Source organism: Bacillus subtilis subsp. subtilis str. 168, from assembly GCF_000009045.1.
Lineage (GTDB): Bacteria > Bacillota > Bacilli > Bacillales > Bacillaceae > Bacillus > Bacillus subtilis.
Window position 1 is genome coordinate 2,318,109 of record NC_000964.3, and the last position, 14,675, is coordinate 2,332,783.

Sequence of the window (14,675 nt, forward strand, 5' to 3'; positions counted from 1 at the left end):
AACTCCGCCGCGGCGGAGTTAGACTGCTGTTTTTTGTTCAGCGAGGTCAGCTTCTTGTTCTATTTTTTTAGCTTTAGAAAAAACGTTATATACAATATTTAAGACGACTGCAGTAAAGCTGCCCGCCACAATGCCATTCGTTGTAAGCAGCGTTAAGGCACTCGGAAGCTGTTTGAAAATATCCGGCACAACGGTCACACCGAGCCCCAATCCCACTGAGCAAGCAACAATCAGCAGATTTTCCTGTTTCGCAAAATCAATGCGGCTGAGCATTTTAATTCCGTAAGCAATCACCATTCCAAACATCGCCACCATTGCACCGCCCAAAACAGCGGATGGAATAATAGTCGTGAAAGCAGCGATCTTTGGAAACAGCCCAAATGCCATTAGGATCACACCTGTGACCACAATGACGGCATTTTTTTTGATCCCTGTGAGCTGAACAAGCCCGACATTTTGAGAGAATGCCGTGTAAGGAAAAGCGTTAAAAATACCGCCCAGAAGCACAGCCAGTCCTTCAGCTCGATAGCCTTTAGACAAATCTATCTCTGTCAAACGGCGGTTTGTCAGGTCACCTAAAGCAAAGTAAACACCAGTTGACTCCACAAGGCTGACAATTGCAACGATGGACATCGTAATGATAGGCGCTGCGTGAAAAGACGGCGCTCCGAAGTAAAATGGCTGAATCATTTGAACAACTGCCGCGTCCGAAACATTATCAAATTGAACTTTTCCCATAAAATATGCGATGAAGGTGCCAATCAAAATACCGATCAAAATCGAGACGGACTTGATAAAGCCTTTTGTAAAACGGTATAGAAGCACAATGATACTCAACACGGTAAAAGCAAGTGCAAGATTGGAGAGATCTCCGAAATCTGCACTTCCTTCTCCGCCGGCCATGTTATTCATGGCAACCGGCATCAGTGTAATACCGATAATCGTAACAACAGAGCCTGTCACGACCGGCGGAAAAAACGATACGAGCTTTCCAAAGAAAAATGAAATAAGAATGACAAGAATGCCTGAAGCGATAATGCTGCCGTAAACTGTTGAAACCCCATATTCAGATCCAATCGCTATCATCGGCGATACAGCTGTAAAGGTACAGCCAAGCACTACCGGAAGCCCGATCCCAAAAAATCGGTTGCTCCACACTTGCAGAAGTGTAGCCACACCGCACATAAAAATATCAATCGATACTAAGTAAGTCAGCTGCTCGACAGTCAGTCCCATTGCTTTTCCGACAATCAGAGGAACGACAATGGCGCCGGCATACATGGCAAGAACATGCTGAATCCCTAAAGACAGCGTTTTGCCGAATCCATTTCTCATGAATGAACCTCCTGTACGAAGGACACTTTTCCTTCTTCTAAAGACTGAATTCTTGCCAAAGATTCCACTCGGTAGCCCAGTTTTACAAGTTCATCTCTTCCCGGCTGAAATGACTTTTCAATAACAATGCCGATTCCCGCAATAGAAGCTCCCGCTTGCTTCACAATCGACACAAGCCCGTGCGCTGCCTGTCCATTTGCCAAAAAATCATCGATAATCAGCACATGATCCTGATCCGACAGGTGGGTCCCAGACACTGCGATTTGGCTTTCTGTTTGCTTCGTAAAGGAATAAACAGACGCTGTCAGCAAGTTGTCGGTGAGTGTTAACGATTTATGCTTTCTCGCGAAGACAACTGGCACACCCAGCTTCAAGCCCGTCATTACAGCGGGAGCGATACCTGATGATTCGATTGTCACAATTTTGGTAATACCGTCTTTTGCAAACCTAGACGCAAATTCATCACCAATTCTCTGCATAAGCAGCGGATCAATTTGGTGATTCAAAAAAGAATCCACTTTCAATACCTGATCAGATAATACGACGCCTTCTTCCTCTATTTTCCGTTTCAGTGCTTCCATCCTGTCTACCTCCGTTATGAGAATAAAAAAAGCATTGCCCGCTCAAATAAAGAGCAAGCAATGCTGATATCACAAAAAACCGTACACGTGCGGTTCCATTGCTCACCCATAGTCGGACATTTACGGTGCCCGGTAGAAACTTGCGTGCCATATCCACGCGATTATATGAGTGTTCCTATTATATTGTAATAAATTATATCAAGATTCTAATCTCTTGCATAGGCTGAAAATAAAAATTCCCGAACTTTAATTTTGTTTTTTTAGATATCATTCGTATTTCAAGGGGATTCGATATAAAAGAGTCTGACGACCGCGCCGCCAGGCTTTTGATTATAACAGATAGAGATTTGAATATTTGTTTGATAAATAATCAATTAAATAGCGAACATTCAGCTCTTCTCCTGTTGCATCTTTAATAATGTCTAACGGCTTTTTCCGTTTTCCGTGAATGTGCACCTTTTCCGTCAGCCATTGCTTTATCGGATGGAACTCTCCTCTTTCCAAGAGAGCGTCAAATTCAGGGAGATCCTCAAGCATTTTTTGTTTCAGCTGAGCCGCATACATGTAGCCGAGCGCATAGGATGGGAAGTAGCCGAAATCTCCACCTGCCCAATGGACGTCCTGTAAAATCCCCTCTGCGTCGGTCTGCGGTGTAATCCCTAAATAATCCTGGTATTTTTGATTCCAAAGCGACGGCAGATCTTCCACAGACACTTCATTGCTGAAAATCGCTTTTTCAATTTCATAACGGATGATGATATGAAGAGGATACGTCAATTCATCCGCTTCGACCCTGATAAATGAAGGTTTTGATTCATTGATTGCCCGGACAAAATCATCCAGGGAGATGTCCTTGAACTGTACAGGTGATGCCTCTTGAATCTTCTTATAGTACGGAGTCCAAAAATGCTTGTTGCGGCCGATAAAATTCTCGTAAAATAATGATTGCGATTCATGAATTCCCATCGATGCGCCGTCTGACAAGTTCGTGCCACTGAGTGCTTCATCAATATTTTGCTCGTAAATCGCGTGCCCGCACTCATGAATGGTCCCAAAGATCGCCGTCCGGAAATCTTTTTCATCATATCTCGTCGTGACCCGAACGTCTCCCCGATTCAGCGTAGTTGCAAACGGATGAACGGTTTCATCAAGTCTTCCGCCATCAAAATCGTAGCCAAGCTCCTGTAAAAAATACAGACTGAGCTCTTTTTGCTTTTCTTTCGGGAACGCTTTTGTAATAAAGCTTGTATCTGGTTTATTTCCGGAAGCTGTCACCTGTTTAACAAGAGGGATAATCGCTTCCTTCAGCTCAGCAAACAACTGATCAAGCACCTTTACCGTGACGCCGGGCTCAAACAAATCAAGCAATGCATCATAAGGATGCTCTTGATATCCCCAATACGTAATAAAACGTTTATTGAATTCAATCAGCTGTTCTAAATAAGGAGAAAACAAGCTGAAATCAGATTTTCCTTTCGCTTCCTCCCACGCTGTTTCTGCCTTTGAACACAGAATCACGTATTCTTTGTATTCAGCCTCAGGGATTTTCTTATTCTCTTCATACTCTTTTTTCGCCAGTTCCACTGCTTTTTTCGTATCTTCCGACAAGTCATCAAATCGTTCATACAGGACATCGATAAGCTCCTTCATTCGATCTGATGTTTGGATATTGAATATATCTGTTGAAAGCTGGCCGATACTTTCGGCACGATCCTCTGAGCCATTTTTCGGCGCGCCTGTTCTGGAGTCCCAGTGCATTAACGCAACTGCTTCGCTGTAATGTGAGATTCTTTTTAAAAGATCAAAAAATTCTTTTTCATATGTATGTATCTCCATATCCATTCCCTCCCTATTCTAGCCGTTCCATTACAGGCTAATGGAAGGGGGTATGAAAGTCAAATTGTTTGTATAAAAGGCTGCCGGTATGTTTTGTGGCAGCCTTTTTATTCAGTTGATCGTCATTTGATTTTTTGGCGGAGGTGTTCTCCGCTTTTTCTGCTTGATTTTTTTATCTACCCACACTGTTGCCAGCGGGGTTAAGAGCGAGGTGACAATAACGCTTGTCGCGATAATTGCAGTTGCCGACTCAGCAACTGGCGCAAATGAGGCATTCGCTTCCGCTAATGCATATGGCACGGCTACAGCCGCCCCTGCCGTAGAAGAAGCGGCCACTCCCGCGACACCATCTCCCCGCGCAATAAAACGATCAAGCAAAAACAAAGAACTGCCCGATAAAATGACGACAGAAACTCCGATAAAAATGCCGAGCAGCCCTGATTGGATCAGCATTCCAAAATTCAAGGTATTGCCGAGCGAAAAGGCGAAAAATGGAATGATCGCCGGCACAACCTTGCTGAATAAGTCTCTGAGATCATGATCCAGATTTCCAAGTATACATCCAAGTAAAAACGGGATGACTGTCGCTGCCAGCGTTTCCCATGGGAATGCGGCAAGTCCCGTCACACCAAACGTCACCATGGTCATAAAAGGACCAGATTCTGTACTGATAAAGGCGAAAGCGCCCGCATCCTCTTTTCTTCCCATGTGATTCATGAGCGCCAAATACAGTCCGCCGTTCGTTTCATTCATTACCGCGACAATTGCTAAAACAGAAAGGCCTGCAAAAAAGCCGGATTGTATGCCATCGTCAGGTATAAATTGCGCTGCGATCACGCCGAGCAGCGCCGCAAATCCGATCTTCCCCAATAATAACGTGATTCCTTTTCTTGCGATATAGCCTGAAGAACGAAAATCAATCGTTGCTCCTACGCAAAAGATAAAAACACCCAGTATCGGCAGCGTTCCGGTAATCAAAGCACCCGTAAACCCTCCAAAGAACTCCGCTGTTCCAGGCGCAAACGTGTTGAGCGCCGCTCCAAGAAATAGCGGAATAATCATCATTCCGCCAGGTACCCGTTCAATTGTCGCCTTGATTTTCATATTGTGGATTCTCCCATCCTCCGGTTATGAAAAAACAATTCCACTTACACTTGGAAAACAGCCTGCAAATCCTCTTTTGAACAGCTGCCCAACTGGCTGCCGACTCCGACGGCGCCAGCTCCGGCTCTAAGCCAATCAGGCACTTCAGACGGATGTATCCCGCCTGTCGGAATAAAGGTCACCTGCGGGAAAGGACCCGCTAAATTTTTCATAAACGGAATGCCAAACACACCGCTTGGGAACAGCTTTAATGTCGTAAAACCGAATGTCAGCGCTTCCATAATTTCGCTCGGAGTCAAGACGCCGGGGATATAATGTGTCTTTACAAAAGATAGATGTTCAGCAAGATCAGCTGAAAAACCCGGACTGACAATAAACTGCGCGCCAGCCTTAGCAGCTTCCCCAGCTTGCTGCGCGCTGATGACCGTACCCGCGCCAATTAAAATATCTTCCCTATTACGGAAGGATTCGATAATATCTGATGCCCCGGGGGTCGTATACGTCACTTCAACTGCACGAATCCCTTTATCTAATAAACTCTCAATCTGCTGACAGGCCTCCTGCTTATCCTTTGAACGAATGACTGCAATCAGCTTTGCTTCTTTCAGACGGTTTTCAACGACTTTGGACTCCATATTAATAATCCCCTTTCTTTTGGTGAACCGTTCTTTGAGCAGATAAAAAAGAAGCTAATTTCTCCCTGGTCGGCAAACCGTCCATATCCCCCGGTGCCTGCACTTGCAAAGCGCCAATCGCATTTCCCCTTTGCACCGCATCCTTGTACGACAAACCGTCTAGGATACCGCTGATTACACCGACTGCAAATCCGTCTCCGGCGCCGACCGTATCAACCACCCGGTCGACCCGGCAGCCTTCTAGAAATCCTTCACTTGTCCCCGTTTTAAAGTAAGCGCCTTCTTTTCCAAGTTTAATAGCAACAAAGCTGGCACCTTTTTTCAAATAATAGTCGGCAATGCCTTCAGGTGTTTTTTCTCCGGTCAATAGCTCTCCCTCTGCGATACCCGGGAAAAACCAGTCTGCAAGCCCAGCCAGATCATTGATTGTGTGTACCATTGTTGCTTGATCAGGCCAAAGCGAAGGTCTTACATTAGGGTCGAATGAAATGGTCTTCCCTGCGTTTCTCATGTCGTTCATGACATGATACGTGAAGTCTTTCATCTCGGCTGATAAAGCAGGCGGAATACCTGTCACATGCAAATGGCCTGCGCATTGAAAATAATCTCTCGGATATTCAGCTGTAGTTAATGTGCTTGCAGCTGAGTTTTTCCTATAGTAGGTAACTTGCGGGTCGCCTTCTTTCACTTTTGACTTCAGCAGCAGCCCGGTGGGATTTTCGTCCTGCGAGCGGATCACGCGGGACACATCCACTCCCTCTTTTTTAAGCTCTTGTAAAATAAACGTTCCGAGCTGATCATTGCCGACCTTGCTCATCCATCCCATTCGAAATCCGAGTCTGGCAAGGCCGCAGGCGACATTGCTTTCTGCTCCGGCAAGCCCTTTAGAAAAAGTGGATACTTCATGAAGGCCTCCATACTCATTTGCATAAAACATGGCCATTGATTCCCCGAATGTCACCGCATCAAGCTTCATCTCTTCCCAACCTCCTCTTAGTTGAGGGCACCTAGGATTAAAGTGACTTTCTCATGATGACTTTTGCCTCTAATTCAATGGTTTGAGGCGCTCCTTTGTCACCTTCAATCCTTTTTAATACACGTTCCATCGCCGTCCTGCCCATATCATGTGACGGCTGGGCGATCGTTGTAATGCCTGGACCGATCAGTTTGTACCACTCCGTATCATCGAATCCTGCAATCCCTATATCTTGAGGGATGCGCAGGCCAAGCTCTTCCATACAGCTGATGATTTTCAGCATAATCAAGCCATTCAAAGCCAGAATCGCTTTTTTTTGCTCCGGCATTTCCTTGTGAAAAGAACGAAGCTCCGCCTTAAGCTGCTCCTTGTCCTTTACGTCAATTTCATGCAATCTGACAAGCCCGTTCACATTTTGAACCGAAGCCATTTCCTGATACACAGCTGCTCTTTCTGCACGAGGGCTGATAGAGGAAATCGGTTCGGTAAACAGCGCGACATCAGTATACCCTTTGCTGTACACCTTCTGAAGAATCTCTTTTGTGATCCATCTGTTGTCAGTCGTTACGGTATCCAGTTTCAGATCCGGCAGTTTCCGGTCAATTAAGATTGTTGGAATTTGCTGTTCAGCAAAAGCGCGGAGTACATCCTTGTTTTCCCCTGTTGCGTTTAAAATCAAGCCCTCAACCGAATGGGCTTCTAGCTTTAAGAGCATTTCCCGCTCTTTTTCAGGACTGTTATCTGTGTTGCACACCATAATGCTGTATCCATATTGATCACAAACCTCTTCGACTCCCCTGAAAGCAGCGACCGAAAAAGGATTTGTAATGTCAGCCACAACAAATCCGATTAACTTGCTTTTTTTTATTTTCAAACCTTGTGCCATTTTACTCGGCCGATAATTCAATTCTGCGATTGCCTTTTTAATGTTTTTCACTTTTTCAGGAGAAATCGCGTCAATTTTTCCGTTAATATAGCGGGAAACTGTCGATTTCGAAACTCCTGCACATTCAGCTACGTCTTTGATGGTTGTATGGCCTGTTGTTTTCTTTTTCATTCAAGTGCTCCTGTATCTCATATATTTGAAACCGATTTCAAAACCGTTACAACAAAAGAATACCATAATTTTAAAATTTGGGAAGAGTTTTTTTAATAATATGTCAATTCATTATTTTTTCGTTGACTCTTTTCACTATTTATCCTAAAATTTTCTTTGAAACCGTTACCAAAATATTTTCATTCAAGTGATGCTGAAATCCTAACCAAGGGGGAAATATAATGGAAAATCGTTATTCTGTACATCCTGAACAAGTAAAACGCTTTACAACAGAGGAGCTTCGCAGTCATTTCTTAATGGATTCTTTATTTACAGAAAACAAACTTACGATGTATTACTCACATGAAGACCGGGTTGTCATCGGCGGAGCGGCTCCAGGGCAAAGTGAACTGAAGCTTGATGCAGGTGATTTTCTAAAAACAGACTTCTTTTTGGAACGGCGTGAAATCGGGATTATTAATGTCGGCCAGCCTGGTGCCGTTAGAGTCGGCGATGATGAATATGTGCTTCAAACAAAGGATTTTCTCTATATTGGAATGGGCAATCAGGATGTATCGTTTTCAAGCCTGAACGGGGAAAAAGCGAAGTTTTACTTCGTCTCCGCTTGCGCCCACAAAAGCTATCCGACACAAAAAGCCGCCCTATCTGAACTGACACCGGACCGCCTTGGTGATGATGCAGCGTCTAATGTCAGAAGTCTGTACAAAGTCATTCATCAGGATGGCATTAAAAGCTGTCAGCTGATGATGGGAATAACGATGTTAGATCAAAACAACAACTGGAATACCATGCCAGCACACGTTCATGACCGTCGGATGGAGGCTTATCTTTATCTGGATCTTGAAAAGGACTCAAAGGTATTTCATTTCATGGGCCAGCCGGACGAAACACGCCATCTTGTTGTTGGAAATGAGCAGGCTGTCCTTTCTCCCGCTTGGTCTATTCATTCTGGCGCAGGAACATCAAACTATAGCTTTGTGTGGGCGATGGCTGGAGAAAATTACACATTTACGGACATGGATCTCATTCCAATGGATGGGCTGAAATAAGATGGGTTATCTACATGACGCCTTTTCATTAAAAGGAAAAACAGCGCTGGTGACAGGCCCGGGAACAGGGATCGGTCAAGGAATAGCCAAAGCCCTAGCCGGGGCTGGCGCTGATATTATCGGCACATCACATACAAGCAGTCTGTCTGAAACACAGCAGCTTGTGGAACAGGAAGGCCGGATATTTACATCTTTTACATTGGACATGAGCAAGCCGGAAGCGATAAAGGATTCTGCAGCTGAGCTGTTTGAAAACAGGCAGATCGACATCCTTGTCAATAATGCCGGCATTATTCATCGGGAAAAAGCGGAAGATTTTCCAGAAGAGAACTGGCAGCACGTACTGAATGTCAATCTAAACAGCCTGTTTATTCTGACACAGCTTGCTGGCAGGCACATGCTGAAAAGAGGTCATGGAAAGATTATTAATATTGCCTCTCTCCTGTCTTTTCAAGGCGGCATCCTCGTTCCGGCTTACACCGCGAGCAAACACGCTGTTGCCGGTTTGACAAAATCATTTGCAAATGAGTGGGCAGCGTCAGGTATTCAGGTCAACGCAATCGCCCCAGGCTATATTTCTACTGCGAATACAAAGCCTATTCGGGATGACGAAAAGCGAAATGAGGACATTTTAAAGAGAATTCCTGCCGGCCGCTGGGGCCAAGCGGATGATATCGGGGGGACTGCAGTCTTTTTGGCATCACGTGCTTCAGATTATGTAAATGGACATATTTTAGCAGTTGATGGCGGCTGGCTATCCCGCTGACAAATAAAAAAGCTGACGAACGATCGTCAGCTTTTTTCCATTACATCATGTGCGGTTCAACAGGCAAGACCTTTTTGACCTCATCAATGATGCGTTCATTTTCTCCGCCAGCGTAAATGTGAATCGAGCCGCTGTCTTGATTCGAGCGAATCAGGCGCCCGATGCCCTGCCGTACACGTAACAACATATATGGCAGATCAACTTCTTCGAACGGATCTTTTTTCGCTCCGTTGCGCTTCGCTGTAAATACAGGATCGTGTGGCGGGAACGGTAATGACCAAATGGTAACATTCTTCAATGCGTCACCGGGAATGTCGAGTCCTTCCCATAAGTGAACTGAACAAAGTACTGTTTCTTCTTCCTCTTGGAATTTCTCTACTAAGCTGCTGATTTCCTCATCACCTTCGAAGAAAATTGGATACGGCAGCTCCCATGCCGCCGACAGCTCTTTAAACTCGTTTAATTCTTCAAAAGAAGGGAAAAGCACCAGCGTTCTTCCTTTGTATCGTTTGATTGTTTCAATCGTTTCAGCCGTTTTTTGTTCAGCGTCCATATCTGTTTTTGCGTATAGATTAATACTCATTTGCTCGTCATAATCATAAGGGGAATCAACAGTTAATGACAAATAATCATGAATCCCAAGACTGTCGGCAATATAATCAAACGAACCGCCTTCTGACAGCGTAGCAGAAGAAAAGATATAAGGAATTTTCTTAGAAAACACTTTTTCGCCAAGTACTTCTGCTACCGTTCTCGGCATCACGACAAAGGTTGATTCTGCTTCCTTTTTCTCCAGCCAGCTGATCGCATCCTTTTGATATAGAGATAATGAATACGCCATTTGTTCAACATATTCTTCCACTACTGACAGTTCGTATTGATCAATCGTATACATTTCAGACTCAAATACAAGTGCCTCACCGATTTTATCAAGTAAACGGCAAAGCTCGTCCGCCGCCTTTTTGACACGATGGTCATTTTTTATTTCTAAACGGTGTGAACCGGCTACTTCCTTTGATTCTTCAGAAAGAACATAGAAAAATTCGTCGTTTGCGAGAAGCGCATCTTCAATCAATTCTGCAAACTCTTCTCTGATGTCATTTTGCAGCAATCGTTCTAAAAACAATTCAAGAGTAGACTGCTTCACTCTATAGGTTAGCGCTTTTTGCGCAGCAAACTCTAACAAGTGCCCCTCATCAAATACAACTGCACTATGATCAGGCAAGAGCGGCAGCTGGCCCTCTCGTTTGCGTGATTCTTCCGTCCACACATGCTCCATATAAAAATCATGGGAACAAATGATTAAGTCCGTTGACTTGCGGTAGTAATCTCTGGAAAGTGTCAGACCGCATCTGTGTCTCATATCACAAGTCAGACAGTCCTGAAACGAGTCGTAGCTTACGTCAGACCACTCTTCATTCGATAGATTTGCGTACTGCTTACGGTCGCCATACGGATAAAAGCGCTGCATCGCCTGGGACTCGTGGACAAATGACGGTAACGACTCATAAAGATCCAGCCATTTATCATCATCAGAACGCTGCATTGTTTTTTCAAGCTTCTTCAAGCATAAATATTGCTCATGTGATTTTGACAGCCTTGTATCAATTTTCAGATCAAGATGCTCAGCCAGCTTAGAAATATCGCCCTCTTTTTTCACCAGCTGTTCAATTAATGTTTCATCCGCACAAGCGATGATGGCAGGTTTGCCGACATACCTTGCATAGCTGATTGCAAAAAGAAGATATACCAGCGTTTTCCCCGTTCCCACTCCAGCTTCGGCGAACATGACTTTTTTCTCTTTAAACGCCCGCTCCAGCTGAAAAGCCATAAATACTTGCTCGTCCCGAAGATCAAACCCTTTTTCGGGAAGGATATCGTAAAACACGTCACCAATCCAATTGTTCAATTCTTCATAAAAATTCTTTGTTTTCGTTAAAGAAAAAGGCAAACGTGATGTTGTCACCTAGTTCCAACCCCCAACTATTCGACATTCAGACCACCAATAATATCATTTTCCGCTGATGAATACAATAAAAAACTTGGCAATGCCAAGTTTTTTGCAGTTTACTTACGATTGATCACATGCGACGATAAAAAAGGATGGTCTGTTGAATAAATATGTTCTACCGCTTTTTCTAAATCAGTTTGCGCATGCGAAATCACAGACGGAGACGAATCAGTCCCGAGCTCCTTCAGCTCGTTTGCTGTTGCGTCAAGCGCCCTTTGAATAAGATTAAAATGTTCGCTGTTCAGCATGAGATCACCTCTGATGGAAATAATCATCATTGTATGCGAACTTTTCATTTTATATACATGCTTTACCGCATGTTATCACCGAAACATGCACAAACTACACTTGATATTCCGTCTCCGGATTATCCGTCTTATCAACAATATTCTATCAGGGAGTGATGTTGACATGAGTTATAGAAACCGATTAGATCAGCATTCTGAACTGTTTCATCACAATTGGACGCGGCCTAAACGTTCAAAGTCTCAAGTAAACGGTCACACTGAAATGTCCCAAACCAACATTATATTGAGAAGCAACGCGAAAGCTCACCGTTGGTAACGATAGAATAGGGCTGAAAGATGAAAGAAGACGCATGCAGAGCGTCTTCTTTTTATGCGTTTTCTGTTTTCTTGCGCTGCGGTCTTACTTTTGACCAGTATTGATAATAATCCGTTTTAATAAACCCGTTAAAGAGTTTTCGTTTCTTCGTTGCTTTTCTGCCATATGCTTCCTCAAAGTTTTCATTTGATGTCAGCATATACACAGACCAAGTATCAAGCGGCTCGAACGCCTGCCCCATTTCTTTGTACATCTGCTCAACGGCTTTTTTCTCGCCGAGACGCTCTCCATATGGCGGGTTGCCGACAATTACGCCAAATTCCAGATTTGTGGTAAAGTCTTTGACCTGCATCTGTTTGAACTGGATTAGATCTCCCAATCCTGCTTCCTCTGCATTTTCTTTTGCGATTTGAACCATGCGGTGGTCTATGTCGCTAGCGAAAATTGTAAGCGGCTGATCATAATTTGCCTTTTCTTCGACTTCAAGCCGCGCTTTGTTCCACAGATCTTTACCGATCCATTCCCAATCCTCTGATACAAAATCGCGGTTGAATCCCGGGGCGATGTTTTGGCCGATTAGCGCCGCTTCTATCGCGATTGTTCCGGAGCCGCAGAAAGGATCAACAAACGGGCGGTCAGGCGTCCAATTGGTTAATTGCACCAAAGCGGCAGCAAGTGTTTCTTTAATCGGCGCACCGCCCTGATCGACACGGTATCCTCGTTTGTGAAGGCCCGTCCCTGATGAGTCCAGTGTAATCAAAGCCTGATCTTTCAATAAAGATATTTCCACTTTATACTCAGCACCTGTTTCTTCAATCCAATCATTGGCTTTGCCGGACTGCAGCTTGAGCTTTTCGACAATTGCTTTTTTGACGATCCGCTGACAGTCAGGAACGCTTGCAAGTGTTGATTTTACCGATTTTCCGATGACAGGGAATTTCCCGTTTTCAGGTATAAATGAGCGCCAGTTAATCGCTTTCGTTTTTTCAAACAGTTCATCAAATGTTTTCGCTTTAAAAGAAGCAACCTGAACCTTTATGCGGTCGGCTGTTCTAAGCCAAAGGTTCGCACGGCAGATGGCAAGTGCATCACCTTCAAAAATAACTTTCCCGTTATCAACCTTGCATTCGTATCCTAAATCTCGTACTTCCTTTGCGACAACAGCTTCAATGCCCATCGGCGCCGTTGCAATTAGTGTATACTTCTTCATCGTATCACCCTGTCTTTTAAAACTTTTCTCTTTTCAAGATAAAAGCTCTCCTTATACGGGAGAGCTTGTTTTCATCATTTTAAATGTAAGTGGTCTAACGTTCTGTAAGCCATGTTTTGTTCCATCGTACTGCAAACGGCTCATCACCTCGTACTCAGGCGGCAATCATCTATCTACAGAAAGCATTCTGTCCTTCTCTCCGTTGAATTCCGTTAAGAAGGTTCCCCTACCAAAATTTGGGTTTCTCGCTCGAGGGGTTTACCGCGTTCCACTCTCACCATTTCTAGTGAGACTTCGTCACTGTGGCACTTTCAAGGATACTCAGCCATATCCGAAGACGTAGGCTTTTTTCCTGCCGTCAGCCTCTAAAGACTGCCCTAGCTTATGACTTCGCTAGGCACGAACACTACGGGCATCTCAGCACCGTGCGAGCATGGACTTTCCTCTACAGATTCAAGATCTGCAGCGATTACCCGAACGTTAAGAACATGAATTATTATATAACAACTGATTACAATTTACAAGCGCCATTTTTTTCAAGCGTGATCAATCATAAAGCTTGCTGCCAAAAACGTGTTTTTCTAAGTTAGACAGCCGTTTTAAAATATCAAAGTTTGTTGTGTTAGATTGCACAGGCTGTTTTTTGCTGGCTTCTTCAAGCTGTTTTTTCAGCTGCAGATTTTCCTGCTGCAGTTCTTCAATTTCTTGATGGAAGGTTTCATAATCCTTAATAATCATATCTAAAAATTTGTCAACGTCTTCTTGCTTGTAGCCTCTAACGCCTGTTTTAAATTCTTTTTCCAAAATTTCTTTCGCAGAAAGCTTTACTTTATCAGCAAGCATCTTTTTCACCTCGTATCGTGAATCATCACATATATTTTTTCAGAAATCTGTACGGTTGTCAAATTTCTCTCTCATTGTTAGTAGCTGTCTTCCTCCACTGTCACTCTCAAGTCATCCATTGTAATAAAGTAGATGGGATAGCCATCCTGTTCGCGCCTTTTTTCCGCTGTCCCAAGCATATACTTAGGGGAGCCTTCCTTTTCCGGGTCATATAAAAGCAGAAGCCCGTCGGACTTATCAATGAAGAACTGATTTTTTTGTTTGAATTGAAGCGGGCTTTCATAAGGACGGTGAGTCAGGCTTGCTTCATAGTCTGCCTGAGCCAGAACTGCTTCATACTGTTCTTTATTCGGTTCTTTCCAGTTCTTTTCCTGCTCGTAAAATGGTGTGATGACAGCTACCTTTAAGTCAGGGTATTCCTCCTGCAAATCATATGCAGCTTCTGCCGCCCACAGCTCAACTCCAAGCTGGCCCGAAATTAAAATCCATTCTAATCCTTCATCCAAAAAAGCAATCAGCCGGTTTTTAATGGCTTTTTTTATGTAATACAGCGCCTTGTCATCCTGCTTAAATATCCCCAGTTCAAACGGTTTATAGCCCGTTATTGCCAATACTTTCATCATTTCACCTGCTTTAAAAAATGGGGCTCCCGTGGGCCCCATTTGTTGTGCTGCATTGTTTACACCATCAAGCTGCACGTTTTCCATA

General features: G+C 44.0%; 15 protein-coding genes and 2 other RNA genes. 3 read left to right on the top strand and 14 right to left on the bottom strand.

Annotated elements, in window-relative coordinates; all coding sequences use genetic code 11:
- Positions 1-18 precede the first annotated feature (18 nt).
- The 8 genes from pbuX to kdgR all read right to left on the bottom strand — a co-directional run bounded on the left by pbuX (position 19) and on the right by kdgR (position 7,524).
- Positions 19-1,335: a xanthine permease gene (gene pbuX / locus BSU_22060; RefSeq protein NP_390088.1), complete on the bottom strand. Its 1,317-nt coding sequence runs from the start codon at positions 1,333-1,335 to the stop codon at positions 19-21.
- A complete protein-coding gene (xpt, locus tag BSU_22070; RefSeq protein ID NP_390089.1) occupies positions 1,332-1,916 on the bottom strand; it encodes a xanthine phosphoribosyltransferase in 585 nt (194 codons plus the stop codon). The genes pbuX and xpt overlap by 4 nt, the downstream gene beginning before the upstream one ends.
- 88 nt (positions 1,917-2,004) lie before the next feature.
- An RNA gene (gene gswA, locus BSU_misc_RNA_34) (guanine riboswitch) lies at positions 2,005-2,105 on the bottom strand.
- Positions 2,106-2,246: 141 nt separating this feature from the next.
- A complete protein-coding gene (gene ypwA, locus BSU_22080; RefSeq protein NP_390090.1) occupies positions 2,247-3,752 on the bottom strand; it encodes a metal-dependent carboxypeptidase in 1,506 nt (501 codons plus the stop codon).
- 111 nt (positions 3,753-3,863) lie between these two features.
- Complete coding sequence (gene kdgT / locus BSU_22090) at positions 3,864-4,856, bottom strand: 2-keto-3-deoxygluconate permease (RefSeq protein ID NP_390091.1); 993 nt, start codon at positions 4,854-4,856, stop codon at positions 3,864-3,866.
- 44 nt (positions 4,857-4,900) lie between these two features.
- Positions 4,901-5,491 carry a 2-keto-3-deoxygluconate-6-phosphate aldolase gene (kdgA, locus tag BSU_22100; protein NP_390092.1) on the bottom strand — a complete coding sequence of 197 codons (591 nt, stop codon included), beginning with the start codon at positions 5,489-5,491 and terminating at the stop codon, positions 4,901-4,903.
- Between the two features lies 1 nt (position 5,492).
- Positions 5,493-6,467, bottom strand: a complete 975-nt coding sequence (gene kdgK / locus BSU_22110; RefSeq protein NP_390093.1) for a 2-keto-3-deoxygluconate kinase — start codon at positions 6,465-6,467, stop codon at positions 5,493-5,495.
- Positions 6,468-6,504: 37 nt separating this feature from the next.
- Positions 6,505-7,524, bottom strand: coding sequence for a transcriptional repressor of the Kdg operon (KdgR-galacturonate) (kdgR, locus tag BSU_22120; protein NP_390094.1), 1,020 nt, complete (start codon positions 7,522-7,524; stop codon positions 6,505-6,507).
- A gap of 221 nt (positions 7,525-7,745) precedes the next feature.
- On the opposite strand from kdgR, the gene kduI reads away from it, so the two are divergent.
- Complete coding sequence (gene kduI, locus BSU_22130) at positions 7,746-8,573, top strand: 4-deoxy-L-threo-5-hexosulose-uronate ketol-isomerase, 5-keto-4-deoxyuronate isomerase (RefSeq protein ID NP_390095.1); 828 nt, start codon at positions 7,746-7,748, stop codon at positions 8,571-8,573.
- 1 nt (position 8,574) lies between these two features.
- Entirely contained in the window at positions 8,575-9,339 is a 765-nt protein-coding gene (kduD, locus tag BSU_22140) for a 2-keto-3-deoxygluconate oxidoreductase (protein ID NP_390096.1), read from the top strand.
- A gap of 40 nt (positions 9,340-9,379) precedes the next feature.
- On the opposite strand, the gene ypvA is transcribed toward kduD, so the two are convergent.
- Together ypvA and yptA are read right to left on the bottom strand one after the other, a co-directional pair.
- Positions 9,380-11,305, bottom strand: coding sequence for a putative ATP-dependent helicase (ypvA, locus tag BSU_22150; RefSeq protein NP_390097.1), 1,926 nt, complete (start codon positions 11,303-11,305; stop codon positions 9,380-9,382).
- A 101-nt stretch (positions 11,306-11,406) separates the two neighbouring features.
- On the bottom strand, positions 11,407-11,598 hold the full coding sequence (gene yptA / locus BSU_22160) for a hypothetical protein (protein ID NP_390098.1): 192 nt from the start codon (positions 11,596-11,598) through the stop codon (positions 11,407-11,409).
- A 163-nt stretch (positions 11,599-11,761) separates the two neighbouring features.
- Between yptA and ypzG the strand changes: the two genes are divergently transcribed.
- On the top strand, positions 11,762-11,914 hold the full coding sequence (ypzG, locus tag BSU_22169) for a hypothetical protein (protein ID YP_003097754.1): 153 nt from the start codon (positions 11,762-11,764) through the stop codon (positions 11,912-11,914).
- 52 nt (positions 11,915-11,966) lie between these two features.
- Here the strand turns inward: ypzG and rlmKB are convergent, their stop codons facing one another.
- The 4 genes from rlmKB to ypsA all read right to left on the bottom strand — a co-directional run bounded on the left by rlmKB (position 11,967) and on the right by ypsA (position 14,674).
- The gene (gene rlmKB, locus BSU_22170) at positions 11,967-13,124 is read right to left on the bottom strand and encodes a m(7)G2069 methylase of 23S rRNA (protein NP_390099.1); all 1,158 of its coding nucleotides are present in this window, start codon (positions 13,122-13,124) and stop codon (positions 11,967-11,969) included.
- Positions 13,125-13,211: 87 nt separating this feature from the next.
- Positions 13,212-13,612: RNA component of ribonuclease P (RNase P) (catalytic subunit, ribozyme) (gene rnpB, locus BSU_misc_RNA_35), an RNA gene on the bottom strand.
- 58 nt (positions 13,613-13,670) lie between these two features.
- Entirely contained in the window at positions 13,671-13,967 is a 297-nt protein-coding gene (gene gpsB, locus BSU_22180; protein NP_390100.1) for a cell division protein, read from the bottom strand.
- 77 nt (positions 13,968-14,044) lie between these two features.
- Positions 14,045-14,674 carry a hypothetical protein gene (gene ypsA / locus BSU_22190; RefSeq protein ID NP_390101.2) on the bottom strand — a complete coding sequence of 210 codons (630 nt, stop codon included), beginning with the start codon at positions 14,672-14,674 and terminating at the stop codon, positions 14,045-14,047.
- Position 14,675 lies beyond the last annotated feature (1 nt).